This is a genomic window from Bradyrhizobium sp. CCBAU 45394, assembly GCF_028128655.1.
Lineage (GTDB): Bacteria > Pseudomonadota > Alphaproteobacteria > Rhizobiales > Xanthobacteraceae > Bradyrhizobium > Bradyrhizobium diazoefficiens.
Window position 1 is genome coordinate 52297 of record NZ_LBIX01000008.1, and the last position, 18984, is coordinate 71280.

17 protein-coding genes and 2 tRNA genes are annotated in these 18984 nt (G+C 65.5%); 8 read left to right on the top strand and 11 right to left on the bottom strand.

Annotated features, from left to right (window positions below; genetic code table 11):
- Position 1 precedes the first annotated feature (1 nt).
- Entirely contained in the window at positions 2-757 is a 756-nt protein-coding gene (locus WN73_RS04420) for a biotin/lipoate--protein ligase family protein (RefSeq protein WP_244651784.1), read from the bottom strand.
- 151 nt (positions 758-908) lie between these two features.
- On the opposite strand from WN73_RS04420, the gene WN73_RS04425 reads away from it, so the two are divergent.
- Together WN73_RS04425 and WN73_RS04430 are read left to right on the top strand one after the other, a co-directional pair.
- Positions 909-2879: a 4Fe-4S binding protein gene (locus WN73_RS04425; protein ID WP_271551763.1), complete on the top strand. Its 1971-nt coding sequence runs from the start codon at positions 909-911 to the stop codon at positions 2877-2879.
- A gap of 4 nt (positions 2880-2883) precedes the next feature.
- Positions 2884-3177, top strand: coding sequence for a hypothetical protein (locus tag WN73_RS04430; protein WP_244647574.1), 294 nt, complete (start codon positions 2884-2886; stop codon positions 3175-3177).
- A gap of 59 nt (positions 3178-3236) precedes the next feature.
- Here the strand turns inward: WN73_RS04430 and WN73_RS04435 are convergent, their stop codons facing one another.
- Positions 3237-4529, bottom strand: coding sequence for a c-type cytochrome (locus WN73_RS04435; RefSeq protein ID WP_271552082.1), 1293 nt, complete (start codon positions 4527-4529; stop codon positions 3237-3239).
- A 295-nt stretch (positions 4530-4824) separates the two neighbouring features.
- On the opposite strand from WN73_RS04435, the gene WN73_RS04440 reads away from it, so the two are divergent.
- Complete coding sequence (locus WN73_RS04440) at positions 4825-5064, top strand: hypothetical protein (RefSeq protein WP_271551765.1); 240 nt, start codon at positions 4825-4827, stop codon at positions 5062-5064.
- A gap of 714 nt (positions 5065-5778) precedes the next feature.
- On the opposite strand, the gene WN73_RS04445 is transcribed toward WN73_RS04440, so the two are convergent.
- Positions 5779-5852 (bottom strand) — tRNA-Gly (locus WN73_RS04445).
- Positions 5853-6169: 317 nt separating this feature from the next.
- Positions 6170-8575 carry an ATP-binding protein gene (locus tag WN73_RS04450; RefSeq protein WP_271551767.1) on the bottom strand — a complete coding sequence of 802 codons (2406 nt, stop codon included), beginning with the start codon at positions 8573-8575 and terminating at the stop codon, positions 6170-6172.
- Between the two features lie 334 nt (positions 8576-8909).
- Here WN73_RS04450 and WN73_RS04455 point away from each other — a divergent pair, with 334 nt between their 5' ends.
- Positions 8910-9623 (top strand): substrate-binding periplasmic protein, encoded by a 714-nt coding sequence (locus WN73_RS04455; RefSeq protein ID WP_162603600.1) that lies wholly within the window; start codon positions 8910-8912, stop codon positions 9621-9623.
- A 9-nt stretch (positions 9624-9632) separates the two neighbouring features.
- Here the strand turns inward: WN73_RS04455 and WN73_RS04460 are convergent, their stop codons facing one another.
- Positions 9633-9836 (bottom strand): hypothetical protein, encoded by a 204-nt coding sequence (locus WN73_RS04460; RefSeq protein WP_011088238.1) that lies wholly within the window; start codon positions 9834-9836, stop codon positions 9633-9635.
- 39 nt (positions 9837-9875) lie between these two features.
- Positions 9876-10061, bottom strand: coding sequence for a hypothetical protein (locus WN73_RS04465; protein WP_182871992.1), 186 nt, complete (start codon positions 10059-10061; stop codon positions 9876-9878).
- Positions 10062-10262: 201 nt separating this feature from the next.
- On the opposite strand from WN73_RS04465, the gene WN73_RS04470 reads away from it, so the two are divergent.
- Positions 10263-10637 (top strand): YciI family protein, encoded by a 375-nt coding sequence (locus WN73_RS04470; protein ID WP_028176003.1) that lies wholly within the window; start codon positions 10263-10265, stop codon positions 10635-10637.
- 14 nt (positions 10638-10651) lie between these two features.
- Here the strand turns inward: WN73_RS04470 and WN73_RS04475 are convergent, their stop codons facing one another.
- Entirely contained in the window at positions 10652-11242 is a 591-nt protein-coding gene (locus WN73_RS04475; protein WP_028176002.1) for a TMEM175 family protein, read from the bottom strand.
- Between the two features lie 128 nt (positions 11243-11370).
- On the opposite strand from WN73_RS04475, the gene WN73_RS04480 reads away from it, so the two are divergent.
- Positions 11371-13428, top strand: a complete 2058-nt coding sequence (locus WN73_RS04480; protein WP_038967509.1) for an ATP-dependent helicase — start codon at positions 11371-11373, stop codon at positions 13426-13428.
- A gap of 6 nt (positions 13429-13434) precedes the next feature.
- Here the strand turns inward: WN73_RS04480 and WN73_RS04485 are convergent, their stop codons facing one another.
- Genes WN73_RS04485 through WN73_RS04495 form a run of 3 tightly spaced genes read right to left on the bottom strand, consistent with a single transcriptional unit; the run spans position 13435 to position 16554 of the window.
- On the bottom strand, positions 13435-14682 hold the full coding sequence (locus WN73_RS04485) for a metal-dependent hydrolase family protein (protein WP_110116418.1): 1248 nt from the start codon (positions 14680-14682) through the stop codon (positions 13435-13437).
- Positions 14683-14695: 13 nt separating this feature from the next.
- Positions 14696-15199 (bottom strand): GAF domain-containing protein, encoded by a 504-nt coding sequence (locus WN73_RS04490; protein ID WP_161534520.1) that lies wholly within the window; start codon positions 15197-15199, stop codon positions 14696-14698.
- Complete coding sequence (locus WN73_RS04495) at positions 15196-16554, bottom strand: MFS transporter (RefSeq protein ID WP_161534519.1); 1359 nt, start codon at positions 16552-16554, stop codon at positions 15196-15198. The genes WN73_RS04490 and WN73_RS04495 overlap by 4 nt, the downstream gene beginning before the upstream one ends.
- Positions 16555-16667: 113 nt before the next feature.
- On the opposite strand from WN73_RS04495, the gene WN73_RS04500 reads away from it, so the two are divergent.
- Both WN73_RS04500 and WN73_RS04505 read left to right on the top strand, forming a co-directional pair.
- Positions 16668-17591, top strand: coding sequence for a LysR family transcriptional regulator (locus tag WN73_RS04500; RefSeq protein WP_011088245.1), 924 nt, complete (start codon positions 16668-16670; stop codon positions 17589-17591).
- A gap of 140 nt (positions 17592-17731) precedes the next feature.
- On the top strand, positions 17732-18763 hold the full coding sequence (locus WN73_RS04505) for an LLM class flavin-dependent oxidoreductase (protein WP_271551784.1): 1032 nt from the start codon (positions 17732-17734) through the stop codon (positions 18761-18763).
- Between the two features lie 121 nt (positions 18764-18884).
- Here WN73_RS04505 and WN73_RS04510 read toward each other — a convergent pair.
- A tRNA-Tyr gene (locus WN73_RS04510) sits at positions 18885-18970 on the bottom strand.
- Positions 18971-18984: the final 14 nt, after the last annotated feature.

Genomic DNA, 18984 nt, shown 5'->3' on the forward strand with positions numbered 1-18984 from the left:
GTCACGTCCTTGGCCCTCCGAGCTTCGAATCGAGCCAGGATGGCCTGGCGAGCGCCTTGACGAGCTCGCTCCGCTCAACCTTGCCGGTACCGACCTGGCGCGTGAGGAGATCGCCGTTCTCGTCGATGCTGAGGACGGTTCGCCGCTCACGGGGAACCCGGCTGAGATAATCGCGTGCGACGCTGTCAAAGCCATCGACCTGCCAACGATCGATCGCCCGCATCAGGTGCCGGGCAAAACTCTCGGTCACCTGCACGGCGCCCGCTTCGCCGAACCCCTCCTCATCCAGCGCGGACGCGAGCGGATGAACGCCGGGCCCCTGATCGGCCATTGCGACCGTCCGGATCATGGCGCCGAACACCAGCCAGGCGGGCGGCTCATTCTCGCGCGCGGACGATGGCCACCCCATCCGCCCCCCGCCGACCAGCCCGCCGTCGATCTCGACGGAGCCGGGCCAGCCGATCGCAACCGTCTTGTTGGGCGGGGCATAGGCGCGAAGAGCGTCGGTGAGCGCGACCATGCCGGCGTAGAAGGCGCGCCGCGCGGTGCTCAAGAGTTCGCCTGGCTCGAGCACCACGGCGAATTCGGCGAGATCGAACCGCCCGACGCACACCAGCGTGCCGGCGCCGCACTTGGGTGCAATGCCGCAAGCGTGGGCAAAGGCGTCTCCGCTCTCCCGCAGCCGGACGAGCGTGAAGGGCGGCGGCAGCTGGATCGGTTCTACCAGGGAAACGTGGTTGATCGGGGTCGACCGCAAGGCCGTCCTCCACTTTCCTTTTCTTCCCAATAGTGAAAATCTATACGAGGTGCAGGAACGGCGCGAGTCCGTAAGTCGGCGCCGCACTGACGGAGGGATTCACCTGGAGCAGCCAGCGAAGACCGTCCTGATCTGCTCGTGTGAAGACACGATGCGCCTCGACACGGCTGCGATCCGGCGAGGATGCCCCAACTGCGAGATCAGAAGCTTTCGCCATCTCTGCGGCACGGAGCTCGATCATTTCCGCAACGCGGCAAAGGCCGATGGCCCGCTGACGGTGGCCTGCACGCAGCAGGCTGCGCAATTCACCCATGAGATCGGCGAACGCCCTGGCGGGATCACCTTCGTCAATATCCGCGAGACGGCGGGCTGGTCGCGCGACGGTGCGAATGCGGGCGCGAAGATGGCGGCGCTGCTTGCGGCAGCCGCAATTCCCGCACCGGACTTTCCGCTGGTCACATTGTCGAGTGACGGCATCATCCTGATCTATGGCCGCGACGAGGCCGCGATCGAAGCCGGGCGGCTGCTCGCAGACCATCTCGACGTCACGGTCATGCTCATGCAGCCGGCAGACGTTACGCCGCCTGCCGCGGCAGTGTTTCCGATCGTAAAAGGCAAGATCCGCAACGCGCGGGGACATTTTGGCGCATTCGAGCTCACGATCGACGACTACGCGCAACCGCGCCCCTCTTCGCGCGACCGCTTCGTGTTCGAGGCCCCGCGCAACGGGGCGACCTCGCGCTGCGATCTGGTGCTCGACCTCTCCGGCGAGCCACCGCTGTTTCCGGCGCACGACCTGCGGGACGGCTATCTCCGCGCCGATCCGAGAGATCCGGCGGCGGTGCTGCGCGCTGTGCTGGCCGCCCGCGACCTCGTCGGCAGTTTCGACAAGCCGAGATATGTCGACTTCACGCCCAGCCTCTGCGCGCATTCGCGCTCGAAGCTGACCGGATGCCATCGCTGCCTTGACCTATGCCCGACCGGCGCGATTACGCCGGACGGCGACCATGTCGCTGTCAACGCAGACGTCTGCGCAGGTTGTGGGCAATGCGCGGCCGCCTGCCCCACAGGCGCTGCATCCTACGCGCTGCCGCCGGCCGACACCCAGTTGCAGATGCTTCGTGCCATGTTGCTCGCCTATCGCGAAGCCGGCGGCACGCATCCGGTGCTGCTGCTGCATGACGGCGCGCACGGCACGCCGCTGATCGATGCGCTCGCCCGTCATGGCGACGGATTGCCAGCCAACGTGCTGCCCCTCGCCGTCAACGAGTTGACGCAGGTCGGCCTGGAGGCCGTTATCGGCGCATTCGCGTATGGCGCGGAGGCCGTGCGGTTTCTCCTGCGCGCCAAGCCGCGACACGGCGTGACCGGATTGCTGCAGACGATCGTCATGGCCGAGACCATTCTCGCCGGGCTCGGATTTGAGGGCCGCCGCGTGACCGCGATCGAAACCGACGATCCCGACACTCTGGCTGACCAACTGACGGGGATTGGTCCCCTCGCCGGCCTCGAGAATCCTGCGACTTTCCGGACGGTCGGCAAGCGCGGCGACCTGCTTCGCTTTGGCCTGAGTGAATTGCATCGCCTCGCGCCCACGCCGGTCGACGTGATCGCCTTGCCCGAGGGCGCACCGATCGGTGCGATCACCGTTGACACCGGCGGTTGCACGCTATGCTTGTCCTGTGTTTCGGCCTGCCCGACCGGCGCGCTTCGTGCCGATCCCGAGCGTCCCGTCCTCAAATTCGTGGAGGACGCCTGCGTGCAGTGCGGTCTGTGCCAGAGCACCTGTCCTGAGAAGGTCATCACGCTCACCCCGCAGATCGACTTCCGGGCAAGGCGTGCCCAGGCGCAAGTGATCAAGGAAGAAGAACCGGCCCTGTGTGTCCGCTGCGGCACGCCCTTCGGCGTGAAGAGCACGATCGATCGGATCGCGACGAAGCTCGAGGGGCACCATTGGATGTATCCCACCGGGGACCGCCGGACCGAGGCCTTGCGGATGTGCGCCGATTGCCGCGTCATTGTCATGAGCGAACAGCAGTTCGATCCGATCCAGGACGTTCCGGAACGCGCGCCACCACGGACGACGGACGACTATCTGCGTCAACGCGAGAACAAGGACTAGCCGTATGCCTCGTTTCATGATGGTTTTTTGGACATGCCTCGTCATCACGGTGCTCGCTGGCACAGCCGTCGAGGCCGCCGCCCTCGCCAAGGCGGAAAAGGTCGCGCTCAAGCAGGCGATCGTCGCCTGCAAGGCCGAGGCAAAGGGCAAGAAGATCAAGTGGCTGTCACGCCGGACATACGTCAATCAGTGTGTCGTGACGGCACTCAAGGAACGTCCCAGCGTCAACGTGGCTCGCATGCTCGAGGAGAACCCGGATCTGACGAATATTCCCGTGGAGCGATGGCCGGGCTATTAGGGCGTTGACATCAAGACCTTGCCACCTTCGCTTGAAGACGCGCAAGGCGTTGCTGCGGGCTACTTCGACGTCGCACGCGCCAGAAAGTCCGTGAGCGCGCGGCGATCCTCGGCCGAGCCGATCCGCTGCTCCGGCATCTTGGTGCCGGGCGTGTAGGCGTTCGGCCCGATCTCGAACAGTTTTGACACGGTCTCCGGCGTCCAGACGATATCCATCGCCTTGAGCGCGTCGGTGAACCGATAGCCCGGCAGCGAGGCAATCTTCCGGCCGAAGAGCCCCGCAAGCGTCGGCCCGGCACGCTGTACCTCATTCTCCGACAATGTATGGCAGGCAACGCAGGCCCTGAACATTTCGGCGCCGTGATCGCCGACATAGGCAGCGAGCGGATCCGCCGGCGTGCCCAGCACGTTCGACCCGATCGCCGCGCCGGTCAGTGCGTTCCAGCGCCTGATCTTGCCGTCAGCACCGCCCGTCAGGAGCGTCGCGCCATCGGGCAGGAACGCGACCGACCAGACCGGCGCGCCGAGCCCGGCGAGCGTGCGCATCACGCTGCGCGCCTTGCGATCGACGATCGCAACGGTGCCGTCAATTGCCCCCGTGGCGATCAAAGCCCCGTCTTGCGAGATCGCCAGGGCCACGATCGGCCTGGCGCCAGCCATGACCTCGCCGTTCTCCTTGCCATCGGCGGTCATCATGCGCAGCTTCCCGTCTGCCGCGCCGGTGACGATTTCGCCATCAGGCGAGATGGCGACGGCATTCAGCGGCGCCGGCATCACAACGATCTCGGCGCTGCCGCCTGCCAAGGGCCAGATCCGCACCGTCAGATCGTAGCCAACGCTCACCAGCGATTTTCCATCGGGGGCAAAGGCCACACCGTTCACGCTTTGCGAGTGACCTTGCAGCACGCGCGTCCCACCATCGGACAGGGATGAAATCCGCACGGTGTGGTCCCACGAGGCCGACGCGAGCTTCGATCTATCGGGCGAAACGGCGAGTCCGACAATGGGTCCTGTATGACCTTCGAGAACCTGGTCCGGCTGCAGCCCGCCCGCCGTCCAGATGGCAATCTGGCCGTCCGCACCAGCCGTTGCCATTCGTCCGTCTCCGAGGAAGGCAGCCGCATTCACCGCACCCGAATGGAAGCGAAGGACCTGCTCGGCCGACTCGGTTGCCAGGGACCATCGGATCGCTGCCGTGTCGAAGCTCCCCGACAAAACCGTCTTACCATCGCTCGAAACGGCGATTGCGCGGACAGGCCCGCCGTGCCCCGCCAATTGCGCCTGCGCGGGCCGCAGTGGAAGAAGCAGCGATGCCGTCAGAAGGGCGGTGGCGAGACGCAAGGTCAAATCCATTGGCCGTCGGAGACACTCACAGCAAAGCACCCACCGTGCCATTTTGCCCGGCCTTTGCACCATGGCCAAATGCCGTCCCGTGACGTCCCGCGCTTCTTGCCGGCGATCGTTCTGTGGAGATCTTCCGTGGCGTGTCCGTGGCCGACTGGCCTGGCCTCTGGGCAAAAGCGCACCCATTTGATCCAGCTCAACGGGGGTAGCTCATATTCGGTTCCAGGTGCGACAAGCGGCGCCTTGATTGGCGATCGACGTGGTCGCAGTCTTGCGAAAGGCGCCTCAGAGAGCGAGGCCGGACATGCAAGTACACCCGAAAGCCTATCTGCAGCTCATCGCGCGGTTGTGGCACTTTCGCGCGTCGCCGCCGCGAAATCGCGATCCCGACAGCCAGGACGCGTCGGCACTGCTCGTCTACATCGCCGTCGTGTTAGCGCTGCTCTTGGCTGTCCTTGAAATCGACATCCACAGCGCGCAGCTTCAATCCCTGGGACTGCTCGGCGATCCCATCGGGATCAACCCGATTTTCTTGGGTCCTTGAGACAGCGCCTGCGACAATTGCTGCGCTCGCGACCCGACCAGCCGCTGGCGCATTGAGCCGTCAGAGAACATACGAACCGTCCAAGACGTCCAGCTCGACCACGATTGGTTAAGACGCGTCTACTCCTGTGTTCCCCTTGGAAACACAAGAGATCGATCTACGAAATCTTCAACCGGCAGTTTGCCTTGTTGCGCTTGTCTTTGCATCTCTTGCACCGACATCCCTGCTACCGATGTGCGACTTACCGGTAATGGATGCGATCGCAACATATTCGTCGCGGCCACGAAAACCGCGAGCACGGCCAAGCCAGAGATCATCAGGAGCTTCACGCGAACCTCCGTTGGTTCTGAGAGAGTCGAAGCTCTGACTAGTGCAAGACTCGAAGTTCCCGTGTGAGATCTCTCACATCTCTCTTTCTCTTGATCATCTCTCGATCATCGCCGGGGCGGCTGTTCCTCACTCCAGTCATCTGGTGCGCCGTGGAAGGACTGCCGACATTTGCGTCCAATAGCTCTTTCTTGACCTCTCGATGCACACGTCGCGCCGCGGCCATGGCGCACGATCTGCATGACGACGATGAAGGCAAGCAGATGCGCAAATGAGACGCATCAAGGCCGCGCAAGACCAGCGAAAGGAGAGTGGACGTTTGTCAGAATGAGAATGCGCGACTTGTCAGAATGGAAAACTCTTGACGCGCTAAGCCATTGAAAACATTGGAGCGGGTGAAGGGAATCGAACCCTCGTATTCAGCTTGGAAGGCTGCTGCTCTACCATTGAGCTACACCCGCATCTCGCGTTCCCCTAACACGGCCGCGCGGCGGCCTCAACTGCCCCGGATCGGTCTTTCCCGCTTCGCGAAAGGGCTTGTTCCCGGCCGCCGGCCCCACCCTTAACGGCGAGGGTGTTTCGCCCTATATTGAGTCTCCCGAAACCAACGAAAGGAGGTGATCCAGTGTCTTATCTCAAGCGCTGTCACCTCGCTGGGATCGCCCGCTAAGCTTTGAACAAGGCTTGGCATCGGGGCGCTCTCAGCCCTGGACCAGCGAGCACAAAATCGGGCGCGACGGGGCCTCCCCGCCGCGCCTTTTTCGTGGGCGGGCGCCGCTCAGGCGGCCGGCTCGCCCGCAAGCACCTCGCGAATCTTCTGCGACAGCTCCGACTTCCGGTATGGCTTCTGAAGCAGCGCCACGCCGGGATCGAGATGTCCTTCGTGGACGATGGTGTTGTCGGTATAGCCGGAGGTGTAGAGCACTCTCGCTCCCGGCCGCCGGAGCCGGACGGCTTCGGCCAGTTCCCGCCCGTTCATGCCGCCGGGCATGATGATGTCCGTGAACAGCAGATCGAAACTGGCGCCCTGGTCGACCAGCGCGAGGGCGGCTGCGCCGTCGCCGGCCACGAGCGTGCGATAGCCGAGGCTGCCGAGCTGGGCGATGACATAGCCCTGCACCAGCGGATCGTCCTCGACCACGAGTATCGTCTCGTGCCCGCGCGCCGCGGCGGCCGCCTGAGCCGGTCCCGTCCTGGTTGCCGCCTCGCCCTCCGATCGTGGTAGGAACAACCGCATCACCGTGCCTTGTCCCTCCTCGCTCTCGATCGCGACGGTGCCGCCGGTCTGGCGGGCAAAGCCGTAGACCATGCTCAGCCCAAGCCCGGTGCCGCGGCCGACCCCCTTGGTGGTGAAGAACGGCTCGAACACGCGCTCGCGGATGTCGGCCGGGATGCCGTGACCGGTGTCGGTCACCGCAATCATCACGAAGGCGCCGCGAATGACGTCGCCGTCGCTGCGCACGCCGTCAAGCTCCCGGTTCGCGGTCTCGAGCGTGAGCCTGCCGCCGTCCGGCATCGCGTCACGCGCGTTGACGGCGAGATTGACGATCGCTGAAGAGAGCTGCGACGGATCCGCCATCGCGGACCAGGCGTCGTCCGCGAGCCGGGTCACGATCTCGATATGCTCGCCCAGGATCGGCTTCAGCAGCTTCGCCGTCTCTACCACGAGGGCGTTGACGTCGATCTCGCGCGGCTCCAGCGGCTGGCGGCGCGCAAAGGTCAGCAGCTGCGAGGTGATCTCGGCGCCACGCGCGGCCGCATCGTCGATGAGCTGCGCGATCGCGGCGAACTGGGGCCTGTCCGCAAGCCCTTCCTGGATGATCTCGATGGTGCCGGTGATGACGGTGAGCACGTTGTTGAAGTCGTGCGCGACGCCGCCGGTGAGCTGGCCGATCGCGTCCATCTTCTGGGATTGGCGAAGCCGTTCCTCGGTCTCGTGCTGCTCGGTGAGGTCGGTGGCGGAGCCGCGATAACCCATGAAGCGTCCGTCGGCTGCGAATACCGGCTGGCCGTTGACGCTGAAATGGCGCACGCGTCCGGTCATATCGCGGCCGCGATACTCGAACTTCCGGAACGGCTCGTGGCGATCCAGCACCGCCATGTGCGCGCGCCATTTCTCCGGCTCGGCGTCGTGGTCGAAGGCGGCATCGGTGCGGCGCTTGCCGATCAGCGCCTTATGGTCCATGCCGAAGGCACCTGCGCGGTCGGATATGTAGGTGAACCGATGATCCGGCCCGGTCTCCCAGAACCAGTCGGACGCGGTCTCGGCATAGTCGCGGAAGCGCTGCTCGCTCGCGCGCGCGTCGCCTTCGGCGCGCTGGCGGATTTTCAGGTCGCGCTCGAGATTCGTATTGGCCTCACGCAGCTCGCCATAGGCCCGCTCGAGATTGGCGCACATGGCGTTGAAGGCGTCGATCACCTTGTCCAGTTCGTCCGCATCGTAGGGCGGCCGGCGCTCCAGGTGCAAAGGCGGCGGCGGCCGCACCAGGCTGTACTTGCTGACGAAGTCGGCGATGGCAACAAGGTGCCGCGTCACCAGGAGATGGAACATGTAGATGATGAACAGCGAGACGAGGAACGTCTTCGCCGCCTGGCTTGCCAGGATGATCAGGGCACGGTGCAGCAATTGCTGATAGACCTCGCTCAGCGTCGCCTCGACATGGAGCACGCCGATCGGGCGCGCGGCGCCCTGCACGGAGTAGTTCAGCGGGTAATCGCGCGTGACGATCGAACGGGTGTTCGGCTCGCCGACCGCGATACGGACCGGATTGGGGCGATCAGCGATCTCGCGCACCTCGGCGGCGCGGATGTCGGGCAGCCGCAGGATGCCGTCGAGCTGGAGCTTGAGCTGGTTCTGGTCGAGATTCCACAGGCTTTCGCCGAGGCTGCCGGTGGTGCTCCGGCCGATCTCGTCGAGCCGCGTCTCGATGACGCCGACCTCGCGGTCATAGTCGAGATAGAGCTGAAGCGCGGTCAGCATCAGCGTGACGATTGAGGAGAACAGCAGCACGGCGGCCAGAAGGCGCGGCCCGACGCCGCTGCGCGACCAGTTGAAAATCCGCGACAGCAACGCACCGATCATCGCCGGCGCAAACGCGGCGCCGATCCCGCTCAAATCCTGCTTCGCGGCCGCCGGGGCAACGGCGCGGCCGCGCTTGGAATCCTCGTCGCCTGCGTTGCCCATGCACCACGTCCCCGGAATGGCGGCATCCTGCTCCGGCCGGCAGCGGTCGCGAGCAATTCGATCGTTGAGACTTCCCCTCCACGCGATGCGCGTGGCGATTCCTGTCGGCCCATGGGCGGCTTGAGGTCGGCGGGGTCATATCTTGCGCCCAGCAGCAGGATTCCGGCGCAAACTATCACTTCGCGTGCTAGAATAACATCGGTTAAAGTCCGGAGTCGCCTGCATGGCGGCGAGTGATGGCCGTTGCGGCTGGCGCGCAGGCGCGCGCCACTCCCGGTAGATCGCGCGGGCCTCCGAATCCAGTGGTAGCAAGGCACGACCAAGGAGACGCGTGATGTGGCGGATGGCCATCGCCTGCCTGTCGTTGCTCGCAGCCGGTCCAACGCAGGCGCAGGAGCTGATCCGGCTGGCGCGCATCGCGGACATCCCCGATCAATATGTCGGCGGCGAGATGCTGCGGGCCGTCTACGCCAAGCTCAACATCAGGCTCGAATTCGAGGACGTCCCCGGCAAGCGGGCACTCGCGCTGTCGAGCGCCGGCGAGGTCGACGGCGAAATCCAGCGGATCGGAACGCTCTCGCGCGACTACCCGACGCTGATCCAGGTCACGCCGGCGATCAACTACATCGAGCCCACGGTGTTCACGACGAAACTGCGTTTCGACGTCGCCGGCTGGAATTCGATCAGGGACTACAACATCGGCATCGTCCGCGGCGTCGGCTCATCGGAGGCCGGCACCCGCGACATGGCCCGTGTCACGGCGACCACCAGCCTCGAGAACATGATCCAGATGCTCGATGCCGACCGTTTCGACGTGATGGTCACCGACCTCTTCAGTGGACTCGTCGCGGTGAGGAAGCTCAATCTCCAGGCCAGGATCTACCCGCTCTCCCCGCCGCTCGAGCGCATCCACATCTACCACTACCTGCACGAACGTCATCGCGATCTGGTGCCGAAGGTCGGCAAGGTGATCGCGCAGATGGAGGCGAGCGGTGAGCTGGCGGCGCTGCGTGAGGCCCTCGTCAAGCAGGTCCTGAGCGCGCCGTAACAGCGCCGCTCAGGTCGCGCGAAGCCGTTCGCGTAACGCCACAGCAGCGATCAGCACGCCAACACACCAGGCCAAGACCGCCCGGTGAGGCTCCTCGCCAAGCAGCACTGTGAAGATGCTCGCGAGCAGGCATGGCGCGATCGCCTTGCTGCTCCGGCTCGCCAGCGAGACCAGGAACGGCAGCGCGGCAACCGATATTTGCAGGACACCCATCAGCGGAGACCGGTCTCGCCCAAAGCTTCAGAAAAGGCTTCAGAAGCCACAGACATTGACCGCGCGCGGGCGTTTGCCGCGGCGGCTCTCCACGATGCGTTCGCCGCCGTTCTCGGCCGAGCTGCCGTAATAGCGGTGATGACCGCTCTGGTCGTGCAAATCGGCGCGCTCCGATTGTGCCGCCCGCCGTGCGTCGCAGATGATCTTGATGGTGTGACCCGACATTGCCGCCTCCGATGGCCTTCCGTGTTCTTGTGGCCATCAGTCGCCTCGGCTTTAGGCAGCGTTCACGCCGCAAGGCGGTAATCGGGTTTCAGGACGGTTTCGTCGATGCCTGCACGACGCAATATTTTGCGCACGGGGATTGTCGGCGCTGGCCGTCGTGATACGTCCTTTGGACCCGCGCAGCAAAAAAACGAGGTGACGATGCTCTACGCCATCCTGGCCTATCACGTGGAAGACGAGATCTTGTCCTGGACTCCGGAGGAGGACGCCGCGGTCGTGGCCAAGGTCATCGAGGTTCAGGCGCCCCTCAGGGCAAGCGGACACCTTGGGCCGGCCGCCCGTCTGGACGAGACCCGAAAGGCCCGCACCTTGCGCGGCCCCGGCGCGGGCGTGGTGATGGACGGCCCGTTTGCCGAGACCAAGGAGCAGCTTCTGGGCTTCCACCTCGTGGAATACGACACGGATGACGAGGCGATCGCGGCGGCACGGAAGCTGCGTCAGGTCAATCCGAGTGCGGTCTACGAAATCCGCCCGGTCAAGCTTTATGTGCCGGCCGACGGGTTCGGCGCGACATAAGGGAAGCGACCACCTTACGCATCCGGTTCGGTTTGCGCACTGTAGAAGCGCTGGATCAGCAGGCCGCCGAAGGCGATGAACCACACGAAGGGTGCGACGTGCGGCGCAAACGCCGCCACGATCGTGCCCGGGATGAACACGAGCAGCGGAAACAGCGATGCCATGATCTCATGGCGCCAGCCGCCCAGGATCGTCCACCACAGCCAGGCATTGAGGCCGGCGATCGCGGTTAGGTGCAAGCCGTAGAGCACGGCAACGGCGCTGCTCATGGCGTAGTTGGTATAGAGGCCGTTGGTCACCGGCAGCAGCACGATCGAGAGCAGGAAGAACAGGTTGAGGATCACCGCGCCGCGGCTGCCCACCGGCTGGCGCGCCAACCGCCGGTGATGGCTGATCCAGAACACCCCGGCGATGATGAAGCTGAGCGCAAAGCCGGCAAGCTTGCCGGAATAGACATGGGCGAGATCGCTCCAGCCGGGTGCGCCGGTGAAGACGGCGGCCTTGGGCAGATCGTAGGCCAGGAGCGTCATGGCGACACCAAAGATGGTGTTGCTGAGCGACTCCAGCCGCCGCATCTCGAACTGGTCGGGCTTGAGCTCGGTCATGCCGGGCGCGCTCTTCTCGGGCTGGAACCTTGGGCCGTCTTTTCCCTAGGTGTTAAATAAGGTTCCGTCCAGCCGCATTGCGATTCGCGAGGAGATCGCCGAATCTCACGGTTTCACCGGGGCGATTCGTGGCAACATATCTGGACACGCTCAATGCGGAGCAGCGCCGCGCCGTCGAGCATGGCGTGGCCGATGGCGCGACCGTCGGCGCCCCCCTGCTCGTCATCGCCGGTGCCGGCTCCGGCAAGACCAACACGCTGGCCCATCGCGTCGCCCATCTGATCGTTGCGGGTGCCGATCCGCGCCGCATCCTGTTGATGACGTTCTCGCGCCGCGCCGCGGCCGAGATGGCCGGCCGCGTCGAGCGGATCGCCCGAAAGGTGCTCGGGGAGAACAACGCCGCGATCATGCGCGATGCGCTGACCTGGGCCGGCACGTTCCATGGCATCGGCGCGCGCCTGCTGCGCGAATATGCCGAGCGGATCGGCGTCGATCCCGCCTTCACTATCCACGACCGCGAGGATTCCGCCGACCTGATGAATTTGGTTCGGCACGAGCGCGGCCTGTCCAAGACCGAGAGCCGCTTTCCAGCCAAGGGCACGTGCCTGTCGATCTACTCCCGCTGCGTCAACGCCGAGATGGAGATCGAGAAGGTGCTGGGACAGCACTATCCCTGGTGCGTGGGCTGGGCCGCCGAGCTGAAGGGCCTGTTCGCGGCTTACGTCGAGGCCAAGCAGGCCCAGCACGTGCTCGATTACGACGACCTCCTGCTCTACTGGTCGCAGATGATGAGCGACGCGCTGATCGCCGAAGAGATCGGCGGCCGCTTCGATCACGTGCTGGTCGACGAATATCAGGACACCAACCGCCTGCAATCCTCTATCCTGCTGGCGCTGAAGCCCGACGGACGCGGCCTCACCGTGGTCGGCGACGACGCGCAGTCGATCTACTCGTTCCGCGCCGCCACCGTGCGCAACATCCTGGAGTTTCCGCAAAGCTTCTCGCCCCGCGCCGAGATGATCACGCTCGACCGCAACTACCGCTCGACGCAAGCCGTGCTCGCGGCGGCCAACGGTGTCATTGGCCTCGCACGCGAGCGCTTCACCAAGAACCTCTGGACCGACCGCACCTCCGCGCAAAAGCCGCAACTCGTCACCGTGCACGACGAGGCTGACCAGGCGCGCTACATCGTCGAAGAGGTGCTGGCCAACCGCGAGCAAGGCGCGCTCTTGAAGCACCAGGCGGTGCTGTTCCGGACGTCCTCGCATTCGGGACCACTGGAAATCGAGCTGACCCGCCGCAACATCCCGTTCGTAAAGTTCGGCGGGCTGAAGTTTCTCGACGCCGCGCACGTCAAGGATGTGCTGGCGATGCTGCGCTTCGCCGAAAACCCGCGCGACCGCGTTGCGGGCTTCCGCATCCTGCATCTGTTGCCCGGCATCGGCCCCGCGACCGCGCAGCGCGTGCTCGACCAGATGGCGGAGAGCGCCGATCCGCTTGCTGCACTCGGCCAGCTCCCGGTGCCGCCGCGCACCGGCGCGGACTGGACCGACTTCGTCCGCACGACCCAGAATCTGCGCTATTCGGAATGGCCGGCGGATCTCGAGCGCGTGCGGCTCTGGTACGAGCCGCATCTCGACCGCATCCACGAGGAGTCCGAGACGCGTCGCGCCGATCTGATGCAGCTCGAGCAGATCGCGAGCGGCTACGCCTCGCGCGAGAAGTTTTTGACCGAGCTCACGCTCGATCCGCCGGACGCGACCAGCGACAAATCCGGGCCACCGCTCCGCGACGAGGACTATCTGATCCTCTCCACCATCCATTCCGCCAAGGGCCAGGAATGGAAGTCGGTATTCGTGCTCAACGTCGTCGACGGCTGCATGCCCTCCGATCTCGGTGCCGGCACCAGCGCCGAGCTCGAGGAGGAACGCCGCCTGCTCTATGTCGCGATGACGCGCGCCAAAGACGATCTCCATCTCATCGTGCCGCAGCGCTTCTTCACCCACGGCCAGGCCGCCAAGGGCGACCGCCACGTCTACGCCTCGCGCACCCGCTTCATCCCGGAGCAGCTGGTCTATCTGTTCGAGCGCACCGCCTGGCCCAAAGCCGCCGCCGGCGGAGCCCGTAACGCGGCGCAAGGGCCGAAGATCGACATCGGCGCGCGCATGCGCGGGATGTGGCGGTAAGGCCGACTACGCGTTCAGCCTGTCGAACTGGACCTTGCCGGCCTTCAGCACCAGCGGAATGTGCTCACCCTGGCCGAGCAGGCAGGCGACATCGCGCAGCGGATTGCCGTCGACCACCAGCAGGTCTGCGAGAGCCTCGGGTGCGATCCGGCCGAGCTTGCCCTCCATGCCGAGCACCTCGGCACCAATCACCGTGGCGCTGGCGATGACGGCGCGCGGGCCGAGAATCTCGGCGCGGATGCGGAATTCATCGCTCTGGAGGCGCTGGGACGGCCCGAGCAAATCGCTGCCGAACCCCATCTTCACGCCGGCATCGCGATAGATCGCGAGCGAACGCAGGCCGGCGTCGCGGACATCGGCGATCTTGGCGACGCTCTCCGGCGGCAGGCCATACTGCGCGCCCTCGTTGGCCAGCGCCTCATAGGTGACGAGCGTCGGAACCACATAGGCCCCCTTCTCGGCCATCAGGCGCGCGGTCGGCTCATCCACGAGATTGCCGTGCTCGATGGTGCGCACGCCGCAGCGAACCGCGCGCGCGATGGCGGCGGCGGTGTAGGCATGGGCGAGCACATAAGTCTGGCGCCCGCGCGCTTCCTCGACGATGGCGCGGATCTCGTCCTCGGAGTAGCCGAAGGCACCGACCGGGTCGGTCGGCGAGGCAACGCCGCCGGACGCCATGATCTTGATCTGGTCGGCGCCCATCTGGAGCTCCTCGCGCGCGGCCCTGCGCACGCCGTCGACGCCGTCGGCGACGCGCGCCAGCGCGCCAACCCGCACGCAGCACGGACATGGTGCGTCGCTCGCCAGATAATCCGAGCGCGCCCGCATGTCGCCGTGGCCGCCGGTCTGGCTGAGCGCGCGGCCGGAGACGAACAGCCGCGGGCCGTCAGTGAGGCCGGTCTCGATCGCCTGCTTCAGCGCATGGCCGGCGCCGCCGGCGTCGCGGACGGTGGTGAAGCCACGCCGCAGCATGCCGCGCAGCAGCAGGGTCGAGCGCAGCGTCACCAGCACGTTCGGCATGTGCACCTGCTGCGCCAGATTGAGCTCGACCGCCACCGCGTGCACATGCAGGTCGATCAGGCCGGGCATCAGCGTCTTGCCCTTCAGATCGATGGTGCGGTCGGCGGTGACCTGCAGCGGCCGGTCCGAGACCTCCTTGATCAAATTGTCTTCGACCAGCACGTGATGTCCGTCCATCAGGTCCGCCTGGAGCGGATCGAGCAGAGCGGCGTTCTTGAAGAGGATGCTGGGCATCGCGGGCGTCCTGTCAGAAGTGGGCCGGCGCAAGCAACGCCGGCAATGTGAGCTGGGCAAAGGGAAGGCACGCGGCGACGTCGTCCTCGCCGTACCAGTCCGCCTCGTGAAGCAGATTGAGCGAGCCGAGCGTACGCCCGCGCCAGCGCACAGGCATGTTGAGCACGCTCTCGCAGCCGAGCGAGGCGATCAGCTCGTGGTCGGAGAACACCATGCGCAGATCGGCCTGGGTGCGGCCGATATAGGCCTCGCCCCGATCGAGCACGGCCTCGGTCCACGGGCCCGGCGCGAGGCGCTTGCGTCCGCCGGTCGGATATGGGCCGGGGAGATTGGAATAGATTCGCGCCGCTTCACCGCTGTCGCCGTCATAGGTCAGGATCGTGAACAGCTTGTGCCCGATCGCCGACTTCACGGCTTCGTCCAGCGCCGCGAACAGCGCATCCGGCTGATCCACCGTGCCCTGCGCCGCCGCGACGGCACAGAGCAGCGGATCGGCCTGGCGTTTGGTCCGCGTCATGCAACTTCACCCGCCGCGATCTCTTCCAGCGAACGGCCGCGCGTCGGCACGCCCATCAGCACGACGGTCACCGCCCCGAGCAGCAGCACGGTGGTGGTGACGCCGAACACGCCGGCGAAGCCGAAATTGGGATAGAGATAGCCGACCAGGATCGGCGAGACGATCGCGCCGATGCGGCCGATCGCGGAGGCAAGCCCGGCACCGGTGGTCCTGACCGGCGTCGGAAACACCTCGGCCGTATAGGCATAGACGCCCGCATAGGTGCCGTTCATGAACAGGGACAGGAAGATTCCCGCCGCCATGATCTGCTGGTCGCTCTGCGCGAAGGCGAGCCCGAGCGCGCTGGCGCCGCCGAGCACCATGTAGGTCGCAATCGTCGCCTGCCGGCCGATACGCTCGTTGAAATACGCGGCGCTGAAATAGCCGGGAATTTGCGCGCAATAGATCGCGATCGAATAGGCGAAGCTCTTGGTGATGCTCATGCCGTTCTGGACCAGCAGGCCGGGGATCCAGACGAAGAACGAATAATAGCTGAAGGTGATCGCCAGCCACATGATCCAGGTCATGATGGTGATGCGCGCCTGCCGGCCTGCGAGGAGCGCGGCGAAATTGGCGAGCAGCGTTCCGGTCGTGCCCTGCGGTGCGACGGCTTCGACGACCGGCTGCGGCAGGACATGGCCCTGGCGCGCAAAGCCCGCCTCGATCGTGTCCAGCAAGGCTTCGGCTTCCTTCTCCCTGCCGCGGCTTTCGAGCCAGCGCGGCGATTCCGGCAAGGCCCTGCGCCACCACAACAGCATGACGACCGGCACCGCGGTGATGACCAGCACGATGCGCCAGCCGTTCTCATAGGCGGGCACGATGAAGTAGCCGAGCAGCGCCGCCGCAACGAAGCCGAAGGAGAAGAAGCCGGCCAGTGCGCCGGTGAAGCTGCCGCGGTAGCGCCGCGCGACGAACTCCGCGAGATAGGGCGCGATGATCGCGCTCTCCGCGCCGGTGCCCATGCCTGCAACGACGCGGGCGGCAAAGAAGGACGGCCATGTATCGACCATCGCACTCACGATGGACGCCGCGCAATACAGCGCAAGCGCGGACATCATCACGGCGCGGCGGCCGATCAGGTCACCCAGCGTGCCCGCCAGCAACGCGCCGAACAGGAAGCCGATATAGGTGCTGCTGCCGAGCACGCCGATCTGCACGCTCGACAGATTCCACGCGGTGCGCAGCACCGGCAGGATGAAGGCCAGCACCGCCGCATCCATCGCGTCGAACATATAGCCGAGCCCGCCCATCAGCAGCAGATGCTTGTGGAAGCGAGCGAACGGAAGGCGCTCGATGCGCGCCGATATCATCGACATGAAAGTCCCCTCAGTCTGGCGGCCCGGCGCACCGCGTGTCCCTCAGGGAACCATAGACAAGGAGATATTATCGTCATAATTTATAATCATGATCTAATATATCACTGTGGTGAATGTTCGTGTCGTTCCGTGCACTCGACCTCAACCTCCTGAAAGTCTTCGAGGCGCTGATGACCGAGGGCAGCGTCACGCGCGCGGCGAGCGCGCTGACGATGACCCAGCCCGCGGTCAGCAACGCGCTGGCGCGGCTGCGCGACGCGCTCGGCGATCCCCTGTTCGTGAGGTCCGGCACCGGCATCCGTCCCACCCAGCGCGCCGTGGTGCTGTGGGAGCCGATCGGCGAAGCGCTGGAAAGCGTGCGTGGCGCGCTCGACGAGCAGGTGTTCGATCCCGCCCGCGCGCAGACCGAGTTCAGCCTGTCGATGTCGGACTACGTCTCCTCGCTCGTGATGCCGGACCTCCTCGGCCATCTCGGCAAGGTCGCGCCCAAGGCGCGGGTCCATACCGTCCCCAACACCATCCTGGAGATCGCCGACCAGCTCGAGGACAACAGGGTCGACTGCGTCATGAGCGTCTATGTCAACGAGGCGCAACAACCGGCCGCCATTCGCTCGCGCTCGCTGTGGACCGTCGACTATGCCTGCTTCATGCGGCGCGGCCATCCGCTCGCGGGCATGAAGCGGCTCAGCACCCGCACTTTCCTCAACGCGGGCCACGTCGATGTGAGCCTCGCGGGCAAGACCATGCCGTCCTACGACCTCTTCCTCGCCTCGCGCGGGCTGTCACGCAACCTGGTCGCGACCGTCAATCACTACAGCGCCGCCTACGAGGTCGTGCGCCAGTCCGACCTGATCGCCGTGCTGCCGAGCGACCTGCGTTCGCAATCTAGGCATGCGCCGTTGCTGCACGCCATGCCGCTTCCGCTTCAGGCGCCGCCGCGCATCGTCAGCCTGTTCTGGCACCAGCGCAACGACACCGTGCCGGCGCAGCGCTGGCTGCGCGAGACCCTGGTCGAGATGTTCGCCAGATCCGATTGAACCCGCCGGCGTGATGCAAAACCGGAAACCGTGCCTTTCCCGGAGCGGCATTGCCGAAGCGGCCTCCGCGCCCTAGCTGCGCAGCTAAGTGTTTCCTCCCACATGACGGGCGCCGCTCGCGCCCGATAGAGATCTGATCGATGACTGCACCGCTTCAATTCGGACTGGATACCTTTGGCGACGTCACCAGGGACGCCGACGGCGCCACGCTTTCCCATGCGCGGGTGATCCGCAACGTCGTCGATGAGGCGGTGCTGGCCGACGAGCTCGGCCTCGACTTCATCGGGCTCGGCGAACATCACCGCGCCGATTTCGCGATCTCCTCGCCCGAGACGGTGCTCGCCGCGATCGCATCGCGCACCAGGCGCATCCATCTCGGCTCTGCCGTGACGGTGCTGAGCTCGGACGATCCGATCCGCGTCTTCCAGCGCTTTGCCACGCTCGATGCGCTCTCCAACGGGCGCGCCGAGGTGATCCTCGGCCGCGGCTCGTTCACGGAATCCTTTCCGCTGTTCGGCTTCGACCTGCGTTCTTACGAAGCGCTGTTCGAGGAGAAGCTCGATCTGTTCGCGGCGCTGCTGTCGCAGAAGCCGGTGACATGGCAAGGCAAGCTGCGCCCGCCACTGAAGGATCAGCTGGTCTATCCCCCTGTCGAGAACGGCCAGCTCAAAACCTGGATCGGTGTCGGCGGCAGCCCGCAATCCGTGGTCCGCGCGGCGCATTACGACCTGCCTTTGATGCTGGCGATCATCGGCGGCGATCCCGCGCGCTTTGCGCCTTACGTCGATCTCTATCACCGCGCCTTCAAGGAATTCGGCCGCCCGGCCCAGCCGATCGGCGTGCACTCGCCCGGCTATGTCGCGGAAACGGATGGAGAGGCGCGCGAGGAGCTCTGGCCCGACTACAAGGCCATGCGCGATCGCATCGGCAAGGAACGCGGCTGGCCGCCGATGGGCCGCGACGAGTTCGTGAACGAAGCCGAGCACGGCTCGCTCTATGTCGGCTCGCCGGAAACCGTGGCGCGCAAGATCGCGGCGACCGCGAAGGCGCTCGGGATTTCACGGTTTCAGTTGAAATATTCGGCCGGCCCCCTGCCGCACGAGAAGCTGATGAAGAGTATCGAGCTTTATGGGCGCAAGGTGGTGCCGATGGTGCGGGAGATGATGGGGTGACTTACGCTCCGAGGCAGTCCGCCTACGCCCTCCGGGCTACGGCGTGACAGCCTTCGCTAGCTTCGCGTGACGATGATTTGGGCTGGCTTGCCCAGCCGTAGCTCGCGAAGCGAGCGAAGGCTGGTGGGGGAGGCAGGACTCGAACCTGCGAAGCCATGAGGCGGCTGATTTACAGTCAGCTCCCTTTGCCACTCGGGACACTCCCCCGCTCGACGGCAGCA

What these genes read in the sequence shown, in the direction of transcription:
- WN73_RS04505 (WP_271551784.1), top strand. Translation starts at nt 17,732, where the DNA reads ATGACTGCACCGCTTCAATTCGGACTGGATACCTTTGGCGACGTCACC.
- WN73_RS04455 (WP_162603600.1), top strand. Translation starts at nt 8,910, where the DNA reads ATGTGGCGGATGGCCATCGCCTGCCTGTCGTTGCTCGCAGCCGGTCCA.
- WN73_RS04425 (WP_271551763.1), top strand. Translation starts at nt 909, where the DNA reads ATGCGCCTCGACACGGCTGCGATCCGGCGAGGATGCCCCAACTGCGAG.
- WN73_RS04500 (WP_011088245.1), top strand. Translation starts at nt 16,668, where the DNA reads ATGTTCGTGTCGTTCCGTGCACTCGACCTCAACCTCCTGAAAGTCTTC.
- WN73_RS04475 (WP_028176002.1), bottom strand. Translation starts at nt 11,242, where the DNA reads ATGACCGAGCTCAAGCCCGACCAGTTCGAGATGCGGCGGCTGGAGTCG.
- WN73_RS04450 (WP_271551767.1), bottom strand. Translation starts at nt 8,575, where the DNA reads ATGGGCAACGCAGGCGACGAGGATTCCAAGCGCGGCCGCGCCGTTGCC.
- WN73_RS04490 (WP_161534520.1), bottom strand. Translation starts at nt 15,199, where the DNA reads ATGACGCGGACCAAACGCCAGGCCGATCCGCTGCTCTGTGCCGTCGCG.
- WN73_RS04470 (WP_028176003.1), top strand. Translation starts at nt 10,263, where the DNA reads ATGCTCTACGCCATCCTGGCCTATCACGTGGAAGACGAGATCTTGTCC.
- WN73_RS04460 (WP_011088238.1), bottom strand. Translation starts at nt 9,836, where the DNA reads ATGGGTGTCCTGCAAATATCGGTTGCCGCGCTGCCGTTCCTGGTCTCG.
- WN73_RS04430 (WP_244647574.1), top strand. Translation starts at nt 2,884, where the DNA reads ATGCCTCGTTTCATGATGGTTTTTTGGACATGCCTCGTCATCACGGTG.
- WN73_RS04465 (WP_182871992.1), bottom strand. Translation starts at nt 10,061, where the DNA reads ATGTCGGGTCACACCATCAAGATCATCTGCGACGCACGGCGGGCGGCA.
- WN73_RS04435 (WP_271552082.1), bottom strand. Translation starts at nt 4,529, where the DNA reads ATGGATTTGACCTTGCGTCTCGCCACCGCCCTTCTGACGGCATCGCTG.
- WN73_RS04485 (WP_110116418.1), bottom strand. Translation starts at nt 14,682, where the DNA reads ATGCCCAGCATCCTCTTCAAGAACGCCGCTCTGCTCGATCCGCTCCAG.
- WN73_RS04495 (WP_161534519.1), bottom strand. Translation starts at nt 16,554, where the DNA reads ATGTCGATGATATCGGCGCGCATCGAGCGCCTTCCGTTCGCTCGCTTC.
- WN73_RS04440 (WP_271551765.1), top strand. Translation starts at nt 4,825, where the DNA reads ATGCAAGTACACCCGAAAGCCTATCTGCAGCTCATCGCGCGGTTGTGG.